The following is a 17,923-nucleotide window of genomic DNA, read 5'->3' as shown; positions in this document are numbered from 1 at the left end:
GCATGAAGCAATTACTGACCCGCCTGGCCCTGGCGGTCGGGCTGGCTGCGCCTGTGTTGGCGGCGCACGCGGATGATCAGGCCAAGCGCGGCGAATACCTCGCCCGCGCGGCCGACTGCATGGCTTGCCACACGGCACCAGGCGGCGCGCCGTTTGCCGGCGGCCTGCCGATCGTCTCGCCGTTCGGCACGATCTACGGCACCAACATCACGCCGAGCAAAGAACACGGCATCGGTTTGTACAACGATGACGAATTTTTCGCTGCGCTGACTGAAGGCAAGCGTCGTGATGGCGCCAACCTGTACCCGGCGATGCCGTACACGTCGTATCACTTGATGCCGCGTGCGGATTCGGATGCGATCCATGCGTACCTGAAAACTGTCGAGCCGATCGAGCGTGCTGCGCCGGTGACGAGCCTGAGCTTCCCGTTCAACGTGCGCCCGGGCCTGATGGGCTGGAACATGATGTACGGCAAGGCTTTGAAGCTTGAGTCTGCCGAAGGCAAAAGCGACGCCTGGAAGCGCGGCCAGTACATGGTCGAAGTGCTTGGTCATTGCGGCGAATGCCATACACCGCGCGGCTTGCCTGGCGCGATGCAACTGGACAAGCGCCTGACCGGCGGCATCCTCAACGGCTATCTGGCACCTAGCCTGTTGGCGACGGATCTGGCGGCGCGCGGCTGGAACCATCAGGACCTGAGCACGTTCCTCAAGCACGGCATGAGCGCTCAGGGCACGATGTTCAACGAAATGTTCCCGGTGTTCCACAACAGCACCCAGGGCCTGAATGATCCGGATCTGGCGGCGATGGCAACATTCCTGCTCGGCGACAAGCCGCCAGCAGCGAAAGAGCTGGCCGAAGTGCCGGTGGAAAAACTCAGTGCCAGCGCTCAACGCGGTCGTCAGGAATACTTGAACGTCTGCGCCGGCTGTCACGCGGCTGGTGGCGAAGGCAAACCGCACATCGCGGTGGCTATGCGCGGCAACACCACGCTGCGTCTGGAAGACCCACGCAACCTGTTGCGAGTGATCGAGGATGGTATCGGCGAACAGAAATTCGCCGGGTTCGAACACATGCAGCCGATGCCCGGTTTTGCCGACAAGCTCAGTACCGAACAACTGACCGATCTGCTGAACTACCTGCGTCAGGGTTGGGGTGGTCAGTCTGCTGAATTGGCGGTGGGCGATGTGCAGAAGCTCAAGGCTGACGCTCCGTCCATCGAGCACAAGGCGCACTGATCATGCAGCATCTCGATCTGCAGGTTGTGCGGCGGGCGCTGGAGTGGTCGACAGCGGGGCAGCGCATCTGGCTCTGCACCGTGCTGACCACCTACGGCTCGGCGCCTCGCGCGCCGGGTTCGCTGCTGGCGGTGAACGACGACGGACAGTGGATCGGGTCGCTGTCCGGTGGCTGCGTCGAGGAAGATTTTCTCGAGCGTGTCGCCGAAGGTGCATTTCTCGATGCGATCAACGTGGTGCGTTATGGCGAAGGGGACGATCCGCGTTCGCGGGTCAGCCTGCCCTGTGGCGGCATTCTCGATGTGCTGGTAGAGAAATTTGACGCTGACTGCGAAGTGCAGGCGCATCTGCGTGAGCTTGAATCGGCGTTGCTGGGTCAGCGCCGGTTGATTCGCGAGGTCGATCTGGCCACGGGCGCGCGTAGCCTTTTTGCGGATCGCGAGCAGGGTGCGCGGATCGAGCGTGAAATCGACCGGGTACGGATCCGCATCGGTGCTGCTCAGCGTTTGTTGCTGGCCGGCTATTCCAGCGTGGCGCAGGCGTGTGCGGAATTCGCAGTGGGTCTCGGTTTCGAGGTGATTCTCTGCGACCCGCGTGAAGAGGTGCTGGAAGGTGTGGTGCTCAATGGCGTGGAGATTCGCCGGCAATTGCCGTCGGTGTTCATCGCCGATGGTGGTTGCCACCGTGATACGGCGGTGGTGGCGTTGACCCATGATCCGCGTATCGACGATCTGGCGATGATGGAAGCGGTGCGCACAGAAGCGTTCTACATCGGCGTAATGGGCTCGCAGCAGACGTCGCAGAAGCGCTTCGAGCGATTGCGTCGGATTGGCGGATTGGGAGAGGGCGAGCTGGCGCGGATTCATGCGCCGATCGGTCTTAACCTTGGTAGCAAGACCCCGTCGGAAATTGCCTTGGCGGTGCTGGCGGATATCCTGCGGATTCGTAGCGGGATTGCGCGAGATCAGCTGTAATCCGTGCTGGATGTAAAAGGGGCCGCTTTTCAGCGGCCCCTTTTTTTGCGCGTCAGAAACCGAGCTTGTCGCGCAGTCCGTAGTACCACGCGCCCAGTGCGGCAAACGGCGTGCGCAGCAATTGCCCGCCAGGGAACGGATAGTGCGGCAGGTCGGCAAACGCATCGAAGCGCTCGGCCTGGCCTCGCAGCGCTTCGGCCAATACCTTGCCGGCCAGGTGTGTGTAGGTCACGCCGTGGCCGCTGCAGCCTTGGGAGTAATAGATGTTGTCGCCCAGGCGCCCGACCTGAGGCAGGCGCGACAGGGTCAGCAGGAAATTGCCGGTCCAGGCGTAGTCGATTTTCACGTCCTTGAGTTGCGGGAACGCCTTGAGCATTTTCGGGCGGATAATCGCTTCGATGTTCGCCGGATCCCGGGCGCCATACACCACGCCACCGCCGAAGATCAGGCGCTTGTCGCCAGTAAGACGGTAGTAATCGAGCAAGTAGTTGCAGTCTTCGACGCAGTAATCCTGCGGTAACAGGGTTTTGGCCAGTTCATCACCGAGCGGTTCGGTGGTGATGACTTGAGTGCCGCACGGCATCGATTTGGCTGCCAGTTCCGGCACCAGATTGCCGAGATAGGCGTTGCCGGCCACGATGATGAATTTGGCCCTGACCTTGCCCTGTGGCGTATGCACGACCGGGTTGGCGCCGCGTTCGATACGCACCGCAGGCGACTGCTCATAAATGGTGCCGCCGAGGGACTCCACGGCGGCGGCTTCGCCCAGCGCCAAGTTGAGCGGGTGGATGTGGCCGCCGCTCATGTCGAGCATGCCGCCGACGTATTGATCGCAGGCCACCACTTCGCGGATGCGGCGCTGATCGAGCAGTTCAAGCTGGGTGTGCCCGAAGCGTTCCCACAAGCGTTTCTGCGCTTCCAGGTGGCCCATCTGCTTGGCTGTGATTGCCGCGAATACACCGCCGTCCTTCAGGTCGCACTGGATGTTGTACTTGCTGACGCGATCACGAATGATCCGGCCGCCCTCGAATGCCATTTGCCCGAGCAATTGAGCCTGCTTTGGGCCAACGCTGCGCTCGATCACGTCAATGTCACGACTGTAGCTGTTGACGATTTGCCCGCCATTGCGCCCCGACGCGCCGAAACCGACCTTGGCGGCTTCCAGCACGGTCACGCGAAAACCGTTCTCCAGCAGGAACAGGGCCGAGGAAAGTCCCGTATAACCAGCGCCGATCACACAGACATCCGTCTCCACGTCATCCTGCAGGGCAGGGCGTGGTGGTACGGCGTTGGCCGACGCCGCGTAATAAGACTCTGGGTAAGGGGTGTTCGCCATCCTGCAGCCTCTGTTTAATATATTTTACGAGTGCGACGATCCTACCCGAGTTGAAAAACCTCCGCCAGCCACCGGGAAATCTTCTTGCGGCGGGGCGAAATTAAATATTTTGCATATTCATAGGGTTAGGTGAAAAAAAGGTGTTGACACCCCTCCGGAATTCCGTAGAATGCCGCCTCACAGCAGGCACGTAGCTCAGTTGGTTAGAGCACCACCTTGACATGGTGGGGGTCGTTGGTTCGAGTCCAATCGCGCCTACCAAACAAAATCCGCTCTGCTGGGCGGTCTAGAAGGGCTCACCGAAAGGTGGGCCTTTTTTGTTGTCTGTCGTTTCTTCAGAACGTTCACAAAAGATCGGGTTCGTTCACACTGGGCAATGTGAACGCCTAAAGCGGATGATTTTGTGGCGGTTATACTTGATAACTGAATGTGCGATGTCATATCCGATATAAGCACATTGCCTCCACTCAGCATGCCTAGCTTGAGCCGGTATCCTCCGCATCTAGGTGAATGACACGGAACGCGGGAACATTCAGTAGGGCTTTTGGGATTTGTCCTACAGCCATTGCTCGAGCTTCCCGCTAGCGTCGACGCTGCCAAGCTACTGGCTGAGACTTTTCACAACGACTCAAGGATGATCAATGATTTCCTCTGCACGATTGGGTGACAAGCATGTCTGCCCAATGCCAGGTCATGGCACCACCCCGATTGCCTCAGCTAGTGGCGACGTGAATATCAACTTCATGGGTTCTGCACGTGTTGGCGATACCTGTGGGTGTGGCGCTGTTATCACTACCGGGTTCCCTCGATTCAAGTGAACGGGCGGCCTATGGCCCATTTGGGCAGTCCCACAAGCCATGGCGGAACAATCATCACCGGATCAGGTGATGTCGGTGGTGGATTTGTAATGGGGGACGCTGGGGGGCAACAATCATCAACTTCATGGCGCTGGGACCTTTCCGGCCAGATGGCTCAGTGGACGATGAGAAGATGGCGACCTTATTATCTGACCCTAAGCTCAAGGAGAAAGCCTTAGCGGCGAACGCCTTGGTAGGCTCTAAAGCAGCCTCGGCGGAACCGAAAGCAAAGACGCAGCCAGAGACTAAGCCCGCCGCTTGTAATGATCCAGACAGGATGGAAGAACCGGCGAGCTACATTGCTGGCGAGATGAATCGCAACATTCACGATCCGGCAGTCCTCAAGATGAAACAGCTGCTGAGCTACGACGTTGCAGCAGAGACCCGCAAACAAATGGACTTGCCTTGGTATGCACAGATTGGAACTACAAGCCCTCAAGCGATAGGGGCTGCAAATGGTGCGGCTGCTATGGCCATTTGGACGGAGCGAGTTGGACAGAATCGCCCTTGGGATCACAAACCTATCCTGCTCAAACTCTTTGGTGGGGTTTGGTACAAGCAAGGAGCCCACGACTACTTTTACGACATCTGGTCGAACGTCCACTACGGATATGTCGGTATGGCTGGCGGTCTGTCTGAAAGCGCTCTTTCAGACGGTGCGGGCGTTGAGCAATTTGCCTCGGACTCCATACGGAAGGCGAAAGAGAAGTTTGTAGAAGTGCTGACGCAACAGACGCCTGAAAAACCACTTCCCGGCCCACACCGCTCAGGGAATGTTGAGGGGCTACGCGCCTTAGATGATGCTCCTGACCGAATATCGATTCAGATAGGTGTGCAGATTTTCAAGGAGCACCCAAATGGAGGCATCACAGCCAAAATGGTGATGGAAAAAGTTTTGGCAGTGGCACCAACGGAATGGGGAGACGGTATACGTGAGCATAAATGTGAAACCAACTAGATACCGGCGAATCTCTGTTGTCCTCTTCCTGATGCTCTCACCGTTTGCATTTTGGTATGTCGCAACGCCCACTGTAACAGTTCACTATTCAAAGGAAGCCACAGAGAGTCTTGGAGTCGTTTGGAATACAGAGAACAGGATCTACAGAAGTGGTCGTGGAGGCCTGTACCCCGGCGAAACCTCAATGGACTTCGGCCACATATTTCCAGACGAAGGCTTTTTTATGGAGTTCTACTGGTGGGGGAAAAAGACTCGCAACCATTGCGTCAACATCACCCAAAAATGGCCGACGACGCATATCTACCTTGATGCGAACGGCGACATTGATAGAGGCGAAGACAGCGGCACGAATACTGATCGCTTGAAGCAGTGCATTACGGACAAGGCGAAACCATAAGCTGATATTTCCAGAACCTAACCCCGCCGTTTCGGGATGTTGCACAGTGTGGAAGCGGTCTGCGTGCCAATCTAAAAATCATTTGGTGGTCCGCCCACACCAAAGGACTGTCATCCTGCTCGGCGGTTAAACTGAAGGTGTGAGCGAGCGAAGTGAGTCTGCCGTAATCGCTCCAGCCAGTTCCTGGCCCCCGCCAAACACAGGACTTGATGCAGGCGAAAAAGATGGTGAGAGAGTCGGTCTCGATCTACAACCACGAGCGTCCGCACCTGTCTTTGAAATACAAAACGCCCGATGCAACGCATCGGGCGTTGGGGTGAAGCAGGTGTAAACCTATTTCAGGACTAGACACTGCGATTTGCAAAGCGCCGCCTCGAGCGTCAGCTCGGAGCACATCTTTATGTGCTCCACCGCCTTATTCGTTTTCATCATTTTGGTTGTCGGCCGCGGTAGGCGAGGCCGACGATTAGCGCATGGCTAGTATTTTTCTGGGCATGTGAAGCCCCAGCCATTTATGACCAAGTCCTTTATTTCTTCGCCGGTCGTCGAGATGACCAGGCACTTATTGTTTTTTTTGTAATTGAATTCGCAGTACTGCACCCCTTGTGTGCATCGCTCTACCTCTACCACGCCTCTTCTATTGAGCAGGATCTCAGTGCCAATTAGCTCTGTCTCGTTTGTGATATATGGTTTCCAGCCATGATTGATCAGCTCTTTTCGAGCACTTAAAAAAGACATTCCCTTTGTGATGGGTACATCCGTTGCGTTTGCAAATGAGCTTACGCAGCAAAGGATCATGCAGGAAATACGATGTGGCTTCATTTCGTGACACCGCAAAACTTTCTATAGAAGGTTGACGCCTCATCATATGGCATATGCCGCTGGCTTGGTCGAGGGTAAGTGGAAATGCTTCCCTGCGCTCGACTGTCTTGTGTGTCGTGGTTTCGAGATCACCTTCGACGATTGGATCAATTGCATGGACAACTCGAAGTATTTCAGTAGCGGTCAAATCCTGAGTATGGCGTATAAAGCCAGCTAACCCCATTGCTTCAATACCCTACGTCTTCCATGCAGGCAGCGCCATCTTCACTGCTTTGGCTCTTTGGTGGTTTCTTTCGAGCCGCTTGAGCTGGCTGAATCCTTGTCGGTTTCATGCGACTCGGCTCCGGAGTTTGACCCGGATGCTTCTTCACCTTTTTTGTCAGCCTTGTCTTCTTTGGAATCGGATCCACCTTGGTTCACTCCGGGAATGGCGGCAGGTGGTACGGCAGATCCGGCAATGGAGACGATAGGGCTCGCCGACAAAAGACCAGCAAAGGCTAGTGCTGCGATTTTTCTGTTCATCGACCAATCCTCAGTTCAGGGTATCTGCTTGTTGGAGGGGGGGGACGAGATGAGCGTGCGGCTTGGGTGACGGGCGGCTAAAAGGGTTTGCTTGCTGGCGATGGTTTTTCCACAAAGCCATACGGTGAGCCAGATCCTGGCAGACCATAAAAATAATGTGGATATTGAATGGCTTACGATTTTATTGAACCAACCGGTTATCAAAAATACGTTGTTACATAATGAAAATATCAGTAATATCCGCCCCGCGTTCACCACCACGGTTTATGCATTTTTAAATCCCAAGCTTCCATCAGCTGCTTGGGATTTTTTTTGCCTGCGATTTACCTCTCCCCAGGCTTTCGTCCTGCCGACTCCCTCAACCCGAGTGCCTTTCTGGCGCGGCATCGGGCAAGTCCACACTTTTTCGACTACTACTGTCTGGCCGATTTTTCATCTCAGTCTGACGGGGGTTCATCGATGCTGTTTCATTGGTTTCTTGCTGCGGTTCATCTGCTGGCATTTGCCTTGGGGTTCTGGGCCGTCCTGACACGCGGAACGGCCTTCAGCCGACTGGCTGCCGGGGCTGGTGAAGTTCGGCGGGTTCTGCTCGCTGACAATCTATGGGGGATATCTGCGCTGGTGCTGCTGATCACGGGTGGCATGCGAGCTTTTGGCGGTTATGAAAAGGGCGCCGATTACTATCTGCATCAGCCTTTGTTCCATTTGAAGATGACGCTGTTTGTGCTGATTCTGCTTCTGGAGCTCGCACCGATGATTACGTTGATCAAATGGCGCGTCGGTCAGGCGCGCGGAACGCCCCTCGACACTGGGCGGGCCAAGGTGTTTGCACGAATCAGTCATGCCGAAGCGCTGTTGCTGGTTCTGATGGTGATAGCGGCCACCGGGATGGCGCGTGGGGTGACGTTCGGCTAGGCGGGCGCGATTCCCTGCTTTTATTCGGAAACGTCCGACAGCCAGCCATTGAAATGATGGTTAGTATCGGTTGCGAAGAAGGGGGGGAGGGAGTTGCAGCAGGAGGGGAAATAGCCTGCGCCGTCACCAATGAGGTGGGGGGATGGCAATACGGCGCTCGGATCTTTAGCCAGTCATTACGCGAAGGTGAACGGACTGGCTACTGACTGCGGCAGGGCTCAGGGGGTTTGTGGCTTGTCCGGTGCGGTCAGGCCAGCCTGAATGCGCTGGTAGATCTCTTCGCGGTGTACGGCAACGTTCTTTGGCGCGTTGATGCCGATGCGAACCTGTTGGCCGCTTACGCCGAGGATGGTGATCGTAATGTCATCACCAATGTTTATGCTTTCACCGACTTTGCGGGTGAGTATCAGCATGGTCTTCTCCTTGATTGCTTTGTAGGGCACCTGATTCAGACAGTGCAGAGGTCGGTGGTACGTATAGATTAGTGCGAAGTCTCACGGTTTGGGTGCCTCTTTCTGACGCGCAGATGCGGCATTAATTCCCAGCGCGTAACTATACAGGTGCTGCATTCATCAATCTCGTTGTTTTGTGCCCATTTTGCGGGGCTCTGAAAGTATTCGCGAATGTTAAGATCTCCCTTTCGAGAATTCAGAGGGAAGCGTTGTGCGCAAATTGGTCTGGGTAGTCGCAGCACTGGCATTGGCGGGATGTGGTGAAGGCAAGAGCGTGGATGCGCAAAAGCCAAAATCGGTAGCGGTGGCAGCGCCGGCAGCCGTGTCCGGGCCGCAGTGGGATCTGGAGGTGCGCGGTGAAACGCCTCAGGCTGTCAGTGACCTCAGCGGCTGGTTGATCGAGCATGCGTTTATCGCCAATGTCATCAAGGATGTCAGCGGAAAAACCCGGATCCTGCTGGGGCCATTCAATTCCCAAGCCGAAGCCGAATCGAAACAGGCTGACGTGAATGCGGCGCTGATCAAGGCGAAAAAGCAGAACATCGAGACGCTGGTGATCGAACGTACCGCAGCGCAGTAAGCATTCCTTTCAGCGGAGCTGACTAAAGGGAGTCCGGTGTGATTCGTTTTTACAGGAGTCACCGAAGATTCTCAGAAGGAGCTCCGCATGGCCTCCGCCAACCCCTACAAGTTGTTCGACGTCGTTTTGCGTCACAAGCGTCAGCTGAGCCCGCATCTCATGCGGATTACGCTCGCCAGCCCGGCTGTTGCCGAGATGGCAACCTGGGCGCCTGATCAGCGCGTCAAACTGTTTTTTCCGGCTGCGGACGGTTCGCCAGCCCGGCTCTCTCAGGGTGAGGGTTGGTACGCTCGTTTCCGCTCAATGCTGGCGGATCGGCGCCCGGCGATGCGCACCTATACCATTCGTCATTTGCGTGCCGATCAGGGCGAAGTCGACATCGACTTTGTACTGCATGGCGAAACCGGGCCGGCTTCGCGCTGGGCTCTTCGGGCGCAGCCGGGCGAGTCGATGCAGATTCTTGCGCCCGATTGCCGGTTCTCGGCCGAAGAGGCGGGTGGCTTTGAATGGAAGCCTCCGCAAACCCTCCAGCAGCTTTTGCTGGTCGCCGACTCAACGGCATTGCCCGCCGCGATGGGGATTCTCGAGGAGCTGGCAGCGCTTGCACAGCCACCCCAGACTCAAGTGTTCTTCGAGGTCGACAGTGCCCAGGACATGCTTGCAGTCCCGGACTGGCCTGGCCTTTCGGTGCAGTGGTTGATCCGAGAGCAGGCGGGAGCGACGGTTGCCGGGACGCTGATGGTGGAGGCGGTGCGAAAGGCTGTGCTACCTGTCGACGCATCGACGGTCAATCAGGCTGTAGAGCTGGCCGACGTCGATATCGATCAGGAGATTCTCTGGGAAATCGCTGAAACCGCCACTGACGGTTTCTATGGCTGGGTCGCCGGTGAGTCCGCTGCGGTCATGAATTTGCGCAGATACCTGATCAAGAAGCGCGGTATTCCTCGCGAATCACTCAATCTGATGGGCTACTGGCGTTACAACAAGCCCGGCAGCTAACCACAAAAAAGGCCTCGAGCTTGCAGCGCGAGGCCTTTTCTTTTGCGCGAACGATCAGCCGCAGGCTTTCATGTTCACCGGCCCGACAAACTCGTTGCCGCGACCCATCACACACGCCACGCTCTGATTGCGCTGGCGCTCCCAGTCTTGCACCGGGTACGTCTTGTCCCACGCTTCATACAATTGGCGATCCTGCTTCGACAGGCGCAAGCCGTATTGCTTGCTCATGTAGAAATAGGTGCGGGCGATCATGCCGCGAATCGAAGGGCGGGGCATGACCTTCTTCGCCTTGAAGTCGACCTGGGTCAGGCAGGAGCCATACTGACCCTTTTCGACCGGTAGCCAACCGTAACTGAAGTTGCTGCGATCACCATTGACCTCGCCGATGCTGGGTACCAGGTTGTGCAGGTCGGCTTCGGCTTTCTGGTAGCTCGGGTCATAGCGTGTGCAATTCTTGCGTCCGCCGTCCTGCCAGCACTGGCGCTGATGGCCGAATTCCCAGGCCGGGACAATGTGTTCCCACTCAATGCGGGAGGCGCGCTTGGCATTTTTACGCGGTACATAACCGCAAGCGGCCAGGTCGACCTTGTTGCCCGTGTATTTGCACCCGCAATAAAACTCGGTGGATTGTGGGGCGTACAGCTTCCAGGCGATCTTCTTGGCCTCGTTGAATGTGCGGGGCGCGCCAGCGTGGGCGCCTAGAGAAATGAACAGTAAAAGCAAAGCAAAAAAACGGACAATCATTGAGTCAATCTTCCTTCGGTACAACCCAGAAAATCTGCACGCCACCATCGTCTCGATAGGCGAGGGTGACGTTGTCGTTCTCGTCGATCTCTTCCAGCAGGCGCTCCCACTCATCCATCGGTTCATCCGGGAGACGGAAGATCAGAGCGGCTTTGGCTTTTTGTGCGGTGGGGGAGTTGATGATCTTTTGAACACGCATGCCCATGCGTTCGTAAGCATCGGGAGCATCAGAGGAAGTGGCCACGAGGTTATCCTTATTAAGCTGTACGTGCATACAGTATTTAACTGTAAGCATTTTCGCAACTGCTTAAAAATCAAGAAAATCCTCTGACAGCGGTTTTCCGGTTTTGATGTGGCTCATCCGAAATATTTGTGCAGGAAAGGTGCGAAGGCGGTGTAGGCAATTGCACCACCCGCCAGAGCGGCGAGTGGTGAGAGAAGTGCCCGGTCAGGATGAGACCGGGCGAGGGTGAATCAGTACTCCCAGAACATCCGTTGCAGCTCTTTGCTGTCGTTGGTTTTGGTCAGGGCGACCATCGCCAGGATGCGGGCCTTCTGCGGGTTCAGGTCGTGAGCCACGACCCAGTCGTACTTGTCGTCAGGCTGTTCGGCGTTACGCAGAATGAAGCCGCCGGCATTGACGTGGGAAGAACGAATGATCTGAACGCCATCCTTGCGCAGGGCCTGCAGGGCCGGGACGACGCGAGAAGACACCGAGCCGTTGCCGGTGCCGGCGTGGATGATGGCTTTGGCGCCGGATTGAGCCAGGGCTTTGTAGGCGGTGTCGCCGACATTGCCGTAGGAATAGGCGATTTCTACGTCGGGAAGGCTCTTGATGTTCTTGATGTCAAATTCCGAATCCATGGTGTGGCGCTTGGCTGGCAAGCGGAACCAGTAGGACTTGCCTTCGACCACCATGCCCAGCGGGCCCCATGCGCTCTTGAACGCTTCGGTCTTGATGTTGATCATCTTGCTGACGTCGCGGCCGGACTGGATTTCATCGTTCATGGTTACCAGCACGCCCTTGCCGTGGGCTTCTTTGCTGCTGGCGACGGCGACTGCGTTGTACAGGTTGAGCATGCCGTCCGCCGACATGGCGGTGCCTGGGCGCATCGAGCCGACAACGATGATCGGCTTGTCGGTTTTCTCCACCAGGTTCAGGAAGTAGGCGGTTTCCTCCAGGGTGTCGGTGCCGTGGGTGATGACGATGCCATCGACGTCTTTGCTGTCGGCCAGTTCGGATACGCGGCGACCCAGTTGCAGCAGGTTTTCATTGGTGATGCTTTCCGACGCGATCTGCATGACTTGCTCGCCACGCACATTCGCCAGTTTGCTCAGCTCAGGGATGCCGGCGATCAATTGTTCGATACCAACCTTGGCGGCCTGATAGGTAGCGCTGTTGGCCGCACTGGCGCCAGCGCCGGCAATGGTGCCGCCTGTGGCAAGGACCACCACGTTGGCCAGTTTGGTCTGGGTTTCGACTTCTTTTGCCTGAAGGGCGGAGGGCAGGAGCAGCAACAGGGCCAAAGCGCCCGGGACCAATGTGTTGAAAGCAGATTTCATTATTTTTCTCTCTAGTAGTGAGACGGTGCTGGTGCAGGTTCATCTAGATGCGCCCCGGGCCGATCTGAATGCCAGGGGTGCAGGGAGGGAGCAGGATCTGTACCAGCCGTACTTTGCTTTAGAGAAATGTTTAACTTGATGATTTATATCAATATTTTATGAGTTGACGAGTTTCTGGCTGAATCGTTTATCCGGTATTCCGAACAAGGAAGGTTTTCGTGTTCGGCTCTCCGAAAAGGACTACGTCTTTTGCAGGACAAGTGAGGTTGCCGGATTTGGATTCTCTGCTAAAGAAAGCTTCCCACAGGCCGATGGGTGGTAAAGGAAACTGGAATTGAGGGAGTTCACATGTCACTGACGATCGGTTTTTCAAACCCCGGTGCCGTCACCATCGGCGGCAAAACCGCAGCAACGATCAATGCGATGAGTGAAGCGCAAGCGGATGCTTCAACCGAAGCGCTGGGCACAGAAAAACCAGAGAGCAATCAGGTCAAGACCGGCGGTCCCGCACAAGAAGGCAGCAAGGCTGAAGGGGAAGGCGATAACCTGAGCCTCACCGTCAAGATGTTGCTGAAGCGGATGCAGGAATTACAGAAGCAATTGCAAGAGCAGCAACAGCGACTGGCCGCGGCACAAGCCGCGAGCTATCCGACTCCGGAAGCGAAGTCGCAGGCGGTCATGGCCGTTCAGGGGGAGATCGCTCAAACAAGCGGTGCGCTGTTGGAAGTCTCGGCTGCTCTGGTCAAGGAAATGTCCAAGGGTTCGTCTGGCGGCAACCTGGTCAACACCACGGCTTGAGCATTCAAGGGGCGAATATGCAGATTCGCCCTACAATCAAAACCGATTTCTGATTGTTGACAAATAGGGGCAGGGTTCGCATAGTTCGGTCTACGCAAACGTTTGCGCGGCCTTCGCGATGAGTTGAACTCGTCGTGGAACGCAGCGAAGCTTACGCCAGCGCAAGCGTTGCTCACAATAATCATAAGATCGGAGTGAACTCATGAAGCTGCCATTCGCTGGACGTCTTCTCGCTGTCGCCATGTTGGCTGCCGCATCCGCCGCACTGCCCGTCTCTTCGGCTTTCGCCGAGTCCCCGGAAAAACCAAAAGTCGCACTGGTCATGAAGTCCCTGGCCAACGAATTCTTCCTCACCATGGAAGACGGCGCCAAGGCTTACCAGAAAGAACACTCCGCCGATTTCGACCTGATCTCCAACGGCATCAAGGACGAAACTGACACAGCAGGCCAGACCCGCATCGTCGAGCAGATGATTCTGGCGAAGGTCAATGCACTGGTCATCGCGCCTTCTGACTCCAAGGCCATGGTGCCGGTGATCAAGAAAGCCGTCGATGCCGGTATCACCGTGATCAACATCGACAACCAACTCGATCCGGCTGTCATCAAAAGCAAAAATATCTCCGTACCGTTCGTAGGCCCGGATAACCGCAAGGGTGCACGTCTGGTGGGCGAGTACCTGGCCAAGCAGCTGAAGGCCGGTGACGAAGTCGGCATCATCGAGGGCGTTTCCACAACGACCAACGCCCAGCAGCGTACCGCTGGTTTCAAGGATGCGATGGAAGCCGCGCAGATCAAGATTGTTTCCCTGCAGTCCGGCGATTGGGAAATCGACAAGGGCAACAAGGTAGCTGCGTCGATTCTCAGTGAGTACCCGGACGTCAAGGCACTGCTGGCCGGTAACGACAGCATGGCCGTCGGCGCTGTTTCCGCTGTGCGTGCTGCCGGCAAGGCCGGGCAGGTACAAGTGGTCGGTTACGACAACATCAACGCCATCAAGCCGATGCTGCAGGATGGTCGTGTCTTGGCAACCGCCGATCAGTTCGCCGCCAAACAGGCCGTCTTCGGCATCGAGACCGCGCTGAAAATCATCAAGGGCGAGAAAGTCGACAGTGGCGCCAACGGCGTCATCGAAACCCCGGTCGAGCTGGTCACCAAGAAGTAGTCCTTCGGCGACACAATGGCGCTCGTCCGTCCGGGCGAGCGCATGGAGAGTTTTTATGTCAGTTTCCGCCCCGAACGCTGTCCTCTCGGTCAGCGGTATCGGTAAGACCTATGCGCAGCCGGTGCTCACCGGCATCGACTTGACGCTGATGCGCGGTGAAGTGCTGGCGCTGACCGGCGAGAACGGTGCCGGTAAAAGTACCCTGTCGAAGATCATTGGTGGCCTGGTAACCCCGACCACCGGGCAGATGCAGTTCCAGGGCAAGGAGTATCGCCCCGGTAGCCGTACCCAGGCCGAAGAGCTTGGCGTGCGCATGGTCATGCAAGAACTCAATCTGCTGCCGACCCTTTCGGTGGCGGAAAACCTGTTTCTCGACAACCTGCCGAGCAACGGCGGCTGGATCAGTCGCAAACAACTGCGCAAAGCTGCAATCGAGGCAATGGCTCAGGTCGGCCTGGATGCCATCGACCCGGACACGCTGGTCGGTGAGCTGGGCATCGGTCACCAGCAAATGGTCGAGATTGCGCGCAACCTGATCGGTGATTGCCATGTGCTGATCCTCGACGAGCCGACCGCGATGCTCACCGCTCGCGAAGTCGAAATGCTCTTCGAGCAGATCACCCGGCTGCAGGCGCGCGGCGTTGCGATCATCTACATCTCCCACCGCCTTGAAGAGCTGGCTCGCGTTGCGCAGCGTATCGCCGTGTTGCGTGACGGCAACCTTGTTTGCGTCGAACCGATGGCCAACTACAACAGCGAGCAACTGGTCACCCTGATGGTCGGTCGCGAACTGGGCGAACACATGGACATGGGCCCGCGCAATATCGGTGCCCCAGCGCTGACGGTCAAAGGCCTCACTCGCTCCGACAAGGTGCGCGATGTGTCCTTTGAAGTGCGCGCCGGTGAGATTTTTGGCATTTCCGGATTGATCGGGGCGGGGCGCACGGAGCTGTTGCGCCTGATCTTCGGCGCCGATCTCGCCGACAGTGGAAGCGTTGCTCTCGGTTCGCCGGCGCAGGTAGTGAGTATCCGCTCGCCGGTCGACGCGGTGCGTAACGGCATTGCCCTGATCACTGAAGACCGAAAGGGTGAAGGCCTGCTGCTGAGCCAGTCGATCAGCGCCAACATTGCTCTGGGCAATATGCCGGAAATTTCCAGCGGTGGTTTCGTCAACAACGGTGACGAAATCTCTCTGGCCAAACGGCAGATCGACGCCATGCGCATCCGCAGTTCGAGCCCGACTCAACTCGTATCCGAATTGTCCGGCGGCAACCAGCAAAAAGTCGTGATCGGCCGCTGGCTGGAGCGAGACTGTTCGGTGTTGTTGTTCGATGAGCCGACTCGCGGTATCGACGTCGGCGCCAAGTTCGACATTTATAACCTGCTCGGCGAACTGACCCGGCAGGGCAAGGCGCTGGTGGTGGTCTCCAGCGACCTGCGCGAGTTGATGCTGATCTGCGACCGCATCGGGGTGCTGTCGGCGGGGCGTCTGATCGACACGTTCGAGCGTGACAGCTGGACCCAGGATGACTTGCTTGCCGCCGCGTTCGCCGGCTACCAAAAACGTGATGCGTTGCTCAACGAAGCAGCGCCTAGGGATCTCCCATGAAAACTGCATCTTCTGCCGGTAAACGTAGTGGCAACTTCTACGGCCTGGGTACTTACCTGGGCCTGGCCGGTGCCTTGCTGGCGATGGTTGCGCTGTTCTCGGTCATGAGCAGCCACTTCCTGTCGTACAACACCTTCAGCACCCTGGCCAACCAGATCCCCGACCTGATGGTGTTGGCGGTGGGCATGACCTTCGTGCTGATCATCGGCGGGATCGACCTGTCGGTGGGTTCGGTGCTGGCGCTTGCGGCATCGACCGTCAGCGTGGCGATTCTGGGCTGGGGCTGGAGTGTCTTGCCGGCTGCGCTGCTTGGCATGGCAGTGGCGGCACTGGCCGGCACGGTGACTGGCTCGATCACGGTCGCCTGGCGAATTCCGTCGTTTATCGTTTCGCTCGGTGTACTGGAGATGGCCCGGGGTCTGGCGTATCAGATGACCGGTTCGCGTACCGCCTACATCGGTGATTCATTCGCCTGGCTGTCGAACCCGATCGCTTTCGGCATTTCGCCGTCGTTCATCATTGCCTTGCTGGTGATCTTCATTGCTCAAGCGGTGTTGACCCGGACCGTGTTCGGTCGCTACCTGATCGGTATCGGTACCAATGAGGAAGCGGTGCGGCTGGCGGGCATCAACCCAAAACCGTACAAGATTCTGGTGTTCAGCCTGATGGGGCTGCTGGCGGGGATCGCGGCGCTGTTCCAGATTTCCCGTCTGGAAGCTGCCGACCCGAACGCCGGTTCAGGCCTTGAGCTGCAAGTCATCGCTGCTGTGGTGATTGGCGGTACCAGTCTGATGGGCGGCCGTGGTTCGGTGATCAGTACGTTCTTCGGCGTATTGATCATTTCCGTGCTGGCGGCCGGTCTGGCGCAGATCGGCGCAACCGAGCCGACCAAGCGCATCATCACCGGTGCAGTGATCGTCATCGCGGTAGTGCTCGATACGTATCGTAGCCAGCGCGCAAGCCGGCGGGGCTGAGACATGGCGACGATCAAGGATGTGGCGGCGCTTGCGGGAATTTCCTACACGACCGTCTCCCATGTTGTGAACAACACCCGGCCGGTGAGTCAGGAGGTGCGGCTGAAAGTCGAGGCGGCGATCAAGAGCCTCGACTATGTACCGAGCGCCGTCGCCCGATCGCTGAAGGCCAAGACGACTGCGACCATTGGCTTGCTCGTGCCCAACAGCCTCAACCCGTACTTTGCCGAACTGGCGCGCGGGATCGAGGATTACTGTGAGCGTAATGGCTACTGCGTGATTCTCTGCAACTCCGACGACAACCCGGAAAAACAGCGCAGCTATCTGCGGGTGTTGCTGGAGAAGCGTATCGATGGCTTGATCGTCGCCTCCGCTGGCGGTGACAGTGGCCTGGTGCAGGGGCTGGCCGGGGTCAAGACGCCGATGGTGATCGTTGATCGGGGCCTGGAAGGGGTGGACGCCGATCTCGTGCGCATCGACCATGAATATGGCGCCTATCTGGCAACGAGGCACCTGATCGAGCTTGGACATCGTGATATCGCCACCATTGGCGGCCCGGCGAGCACCAGTGTTGCGCAAATGCGTCAGGCCGGATTTTGCCGCGCCTTGAAAGAGGCGGGTATTGAAGTGCCGCCATCGCGGATGCTGGAAAGCGATTTCACCAGCACGGGCGGCTATAACGCAGCTGCGGCTCTGCTTGAGCGCAATCCTCCGAGCGCAATCTTTGCCGGCAACGACATGATTGGCATCGGTGTATTGCGAGCTGCCGCCGAGCGCAATGTGCGCGTACCCGCCGAACTGTCGGTAATCGGCTTCGACGATATCCAGATGAGCCGTTACGTGTATCCGGCGCTGACCACTGTTGGTCAGTCGATCCTGCAACTGGGAGAGATGGCGGCAGAAGTGTTGCTGCGAAGAATTACTACCCCGGATCTGGCCACTGATCAGCGGATCGTGACCCCGAGTATTGTCTTGCGAGAGTCGACTGCGCCGCTGGCTGGCGTGTTTACCGAATATCGCTGA

The 17,923-nt window shown here is 57.4% G+C and carries 17 protein-coding genes, 1 tRNA gene and 2 pseudogenes; 14 read left to right on the top strand and 6 right to left on the bottom strand.

Features of this window, described 5'->3' with window-relative positions; all coding sequences use genetic code 11:
• The first annotated feature begins 2 nt into the window (after positions 1–2).
• Both AC1RMX_RS20085 and AC1RMX_RS20080 read left to right on the top strand, forming a co-directional pair.
• Entirely contained in the window at positions 3–1,238 is a 1,236-nt protein-coding gene (locus AC1RMX_RS20085) for a c-type cytochrome (RefSeq protein WP_493072828.1), read from the top strand.
• Between the two features lie 2 nt (positions 1,239–1,240).
• Positions 1,241–2,212: an XdhC family protein gene (locus AC1RMX_RS20080; RefSeq protein ID WP_493072826.1), complete on the top strand. Its 972-nt coding sequence runs from the start codon at positions 1,241–1,243 to the stop codon at positions 2,210–2,212.
• Positions 2,213–2,264: 52 nt separating this feature from the next.
• On the opposite strand, the gene AC1RMX_RS20075 is transcribed toward AC1RMX_RS20080, so the two are convergent.
• On the bottom strand, positions 2,265–3,548 hold the full coding sequence (locus tag AC1RMX_RS20075; protein ID WP_273539243.1) for an NAD(P)/FAD-dependent oxidoreductase: 1,284 nt from the start codon (positions 3,546–3,548) through the stop codon (positions 2,265–2,267).
• Between the two features lie 184 nt (positions 3,549–3,732).
• Here AC1RMX_RS20075 and AC1RMX_RS20070 point away from each other — a divergent pair.
• From AC1RMX_RS20070 to AC1RMX_RS20055, 4 genes and pseudogenes are all read left to right on the top strand, one after another.
• Positions 3,733–3,809: transfer RNA gene (locus AC1RMX_RS20070), tRNA-Val, on the top strand.
• A 380-nt stretch (positions 3,810–4,189) separates the two neighbouring features.
• A pseudogene (locus AC1RMX_RS20065) lies at positions 4,190–5,363 on the top strand (polymorphic toxin type 44 domain-containing protein).
• A 184-nt stretch (positions 5,364–5,547) separates the two neighbouring features.
• Positions 5,548–5,760: a hypothetical protein gene (locus AC1RMX_RS20060; protein ID WP_493072825.1), complete on the top strand. Its 213-nt coding sequence runs from the start codon at positions 5,548–5,550 to the stop codon at positions 5,758–5,760.
• A gap of 203 nt (positions 5,761–5,963) precedes the next feature.
• Positions 5,964–6,108, top strand: a pseudogene (locus AC1RMX_RS20055) (integrase core domain-containing protein); the annotation flags it as partial.
• Positions 6,109–6,846: 738 nt separating this feature from the next.
• Here the strand turns inward: AC1RMX_RS20055 and AC1RMX_RS20050 are convergent.
• The gene (locus AC1RMX_RS20050) at positions 6,847–7,104 is read right to left on the bottom strand and encodes a hypothetical protein (RefSeq protein ID WP_096821263.1); all 258 of its coding nucleotides are present in this window, start codon (positions 7,102–7,104) and stop codon (positions 6,847–6,849) included.
• Between the two features lie 459 nt (positions 7,105–7,563).
• Here AC1RMX_RS20050 and AC1RMX_RS20045 point away from each other — a divergent pair, with 459 nt between their 5' ends.
• On the top strand, positions 7,564–8,019 hold the full coding sequence (locus AC1RMX_RS20045) for a DUF2214 family protein (protein ID WP_102621543.1): 456 nt from the start codon (positions 7,564–7,566) through the stop codon (positions 8,017–8,019).
• A 218-nt stretch (positions 8,020–8,237) separates the two neighbouring features.
• On the opposite strand, the gene csrA is transcribed toward AC1RMX_RS20045, so the two are convergent.
• Complete coding sequence (gene csrA / locus AC1RMX_RS20040) at positions 8,238–8,432, bottom strand: carbon storage regulator CsrA (RefSeq protein WP_003179932.1); 195 nt, start codon at positions 8,430–8,432, stop codon at positions 8,238–8,240.
• A 250-nt stretch (positions 8,433–8,682) separates the two neighbouring features.
• On the opposite strand from csrA, the gene AC1RMX_RS20035 reads away from it, so the two are divergent.
• Together AC1RMX_RS20035 and AC1RMX_RS20030 are read left to right on the top strand one after the other, a co-directional pair.
• Positions 8,683–9,051 carry an SPOR domain-containing protein gene (locus AC1RMX_RS20035; RefSeq protein ID WP_493072824.1) on the top strand — a complete coding sequence of 123 codons (369 nt, stop codon included), beginning with the start codon at positions 8,683–8,685 and terminating at the stop codon, positions 9,049–9,051.
• Positions 9,052–9,138: 87 nt separating this feature from the next.
• Positions 9,139–10,050: a siderophore-interacting protein gene (locus AC1RMX_RS20030; RefSeq protein ID WP_493072823.1), complete on the top strand. Its 912-nt coding sequence runs from the start codon at positions 9,139–9,141 to the stop codon at positions 10,048–10,050.
• Between the two features lie 54 nt (positions 10,051–10,104).
• Here the strand turns inward: AC1RMX_RS20030 and AC1RMX_RS20025 are convergent, their stop codons facing one another.
• The 3 genes from AC1RMX_RS20025 to AC1RMX_RS20015 form a co-directional block, all read right to left on the bottom strand.
• Positions 10,105–10,794 (bottom strand): endonuclease, encoded by a 690-nt coding sequence (locus tag AC1RMX_RS20025; RefSeq protein WP_192560236.1) that lies wholly within the window; start codon positions 10,792–10,794, stop codon positions 10,105–10,107.
• A 4-nt stretch (positions 10,795–10,798) separates the two neighbouring features.
• A complete protein-coding gene (locus AC1RMX_RS20020; protein ID WP_096821268.1) occupies positions 10,799–11,089 on the bottom strand; it encodes a DUF1654 domain-containing protein in 291 nt (96 codons plus the stop codon).
• Positions 11,090–11,268: 179 nt separating this feature from the next.
• Complete coding sequence (locus AC1RMX_RS20015; protein ID WP_493072820.1) at positions 11,269–12,357, bottom strand: asparaginase; 1,089 nt, start codon at positions 12,355–12,357, stop codon at positions 11,269–11,271.
• A gap of 348 nt (positions 12,358–12,705) precedes the next feature.
• Between AC1RMX_RS20015 and AC1RMX_RS20010 the strand changes: the two genes are divergently transcribed.
• The 5 genes from AC1RMX_RS20010 (at position 12,706) to AC1RMX_RS19990 (ending at position 17,923) form a co-directional block, all read left to right on the top strand.
• The gene (locus AC1RMX_RS20010) at positions 12,706–13,155 is read left to right on the top strand and encodes a hypothetical protein (protein ID WP_102621546.1); all 450 of its coding nucleotides are present in this window, start codon (positions 12,706–12,708) and stop codon (positions 13,153–13,155) included.
• A 202-nt stretch (positions 13,156–13,357) separates the two neighbouring features.
• Positions 13,358–14,317, top strand: a complete 960-nt coding sequence (locus tag AC1RMX_RS20005; RefSeq protein ID WP_493072819.1) for a sugar ABC transporter substrate-binding protein — start codon at positions 13,358–13,360, stop codon at positions 14,315–14,317.
• Between the two features lie 55 nt (positions 14,318–14,372).
• A complete protein-coding gene (locus AC1RMX_RS20000) occupies positions 14,373–15,926 on the top strand; it encodes a sugar ABC transporter ATP-binding protein (RefSeq protein WP_085732496.1) in 1,554 nt (517 codons plus the stop codon).
• Positions 15,923–16,900 carry an ABC transporter permease gene (locus tag AC1RMX_RS19995; protein ID WP_025111208.1) on the top strand — a complete coding sequence of 326 codons (978 nt, stop codon included), beginning with the start codon at positions 15,923–15,925 and terminating at the stop codon, positions 16,898–16,900. The genes AC1RMX_RS20000 and AC1RMX_RS19995 overlap by 4 nt, the downstream gene beginning before the upstream one ends.
• Positions 16,901–16,903: 3 nt before the next feature.
• Entirely contained in the window at positions 16,904–17,923 is a 1,020-nt protein-coding gene (locus AC1RMX_RS19990; RefSeq protein WP_096821271.1) for a LacI family DNA-binding transcriptional regulator, read from the top strand.

The sequence above is a fragment of the Pseudomonas sp. GW822-FHT03F04 genome (genome assembly GCF_058801405.1).
Note: the sequence above shows the minus strand (reverse complement) of the source record. Positions and strands in the feature narration are given on the sequence as shown.

Excerpts from the sequence above, each read along its gene's own strand:
- AC1RMX_RS20085 (WP_493072828.1), top strand. The coding sequence starts at position 3 with ATGAAGCAATTACTGACCCGCCTGGCCCTGGCGGTCGGGCTGGCTGCG.
- AC1RMX_RS20080 (WP_493072826.1), top strand. The coding sequence starts at position 1,241 with ATGCAGCATCTCGATCTGCAGGTTGTGCGGCGGGCGCTGGAGTGGTCG.
- AC1RMX_RS20075 (WP_273539243.1), bottom strand. The coding sequence starts at position 3,548 with ATGGCGAACACCCCTTACCCAGAGTCTTATTACGCGGCGTCGGCCAAC.
- AC1RMX_RS20060 (WP_493072825.1), top strand. The coding sequence starts at position 5,548 with ATGGACTTCGGCCACATATTTCCAGACGAAGGCTTTTTTATGGAGTTC.
- AC1RMX_RS20050 (WP_096821263.1), bottom strand. The coding sequence starts at position 7,104 with ATGAACAGAAAAATCGCAGCACTAGCCTTTGCTGGTCTTTTGTCGGCG.
- AC1RMX_RS20045 (WP_102621543.1), top strand. The coding sequence starts at position 7,564 with ATGCTGTTTCATTGGTTTCTTGCTGCGGTTCATCTGCTGGCATTTGCC.
- csrA (WP_003179932.1), bottom strand. The coding sequence starts at position 8,432 with ATGCTGATACTCACCCGCAAAGTCGGTGAAAGCATAAACATTGGTGAT.
- AC1RMX_RS20030 (WP_493072823.1), top strand. The coding sequence starts at position 9,139 with ATGGCCTCCGCCAACCCCTACAAGTTGTTCGACGTCGTTTTGCGTCAC.
- AC1RMX_RS20025 (WP_192560236.1), bottom strand. The coding sequence starts at position 10,794 with ATGATTGTCCGTTTTTTTGCTTTGCTTTTACTGTTCATTTCTCTAGGC.
- AC1RMX_RS20020 (WP_096821268.1), bottom strand. The coding sequence starts at position 11,089 with ATGCTTACAGTTAAATACTGTATGCACGTACAGCTTAATAAGGATAAC.
- AC1RMX_RS20015 (WP_493072820.1), bottom strand. The coding sequence starts at position 12,357 with ATGAAATCTGCTTTCAACACATTGGTCCCGGGCGCTTTGGCCCTGTTG.
- AC1RMX_RS20010 (WP_102621546.1), top strand. The coding sequence starts at position 12,706 with ATGTCACTGACGATCGGTTTTTCAAACCCCGGTGCCGTCACCATCGGC.
- AC1RMX_RS20005 (WP_493072819.1), top strand. The coding sequence starts at position 13,358 with ATGAAGCTGCCATTCGCTGGACGTCTTCTCGCTGTCGCCATGTTGGCT.
- AC1RMX_RS20000 (WP_085732496.1), top strand. The coding sequence starts at position 14,373 with ATGTCAGTTTCCGCCCCGAACGCTGTCCTCTCGGTCAGCGGTATCGGT.
- AC1RMX_RS19995 (WP_025111208.1), top strand. The coding sequence starts at position 15,923 with ATGAAAACTGCATCTTCTGCCGGTAAACGTAGTGGCAACTTCTACGGC.
- AC1RMX_RS19990 (WP_096821271.1), top strand. The coding sequence starts at position 16,904 with ATGGCGACGATCAAGGATGTGGCGGCGCTTGCGGGAATTTCCTACACG.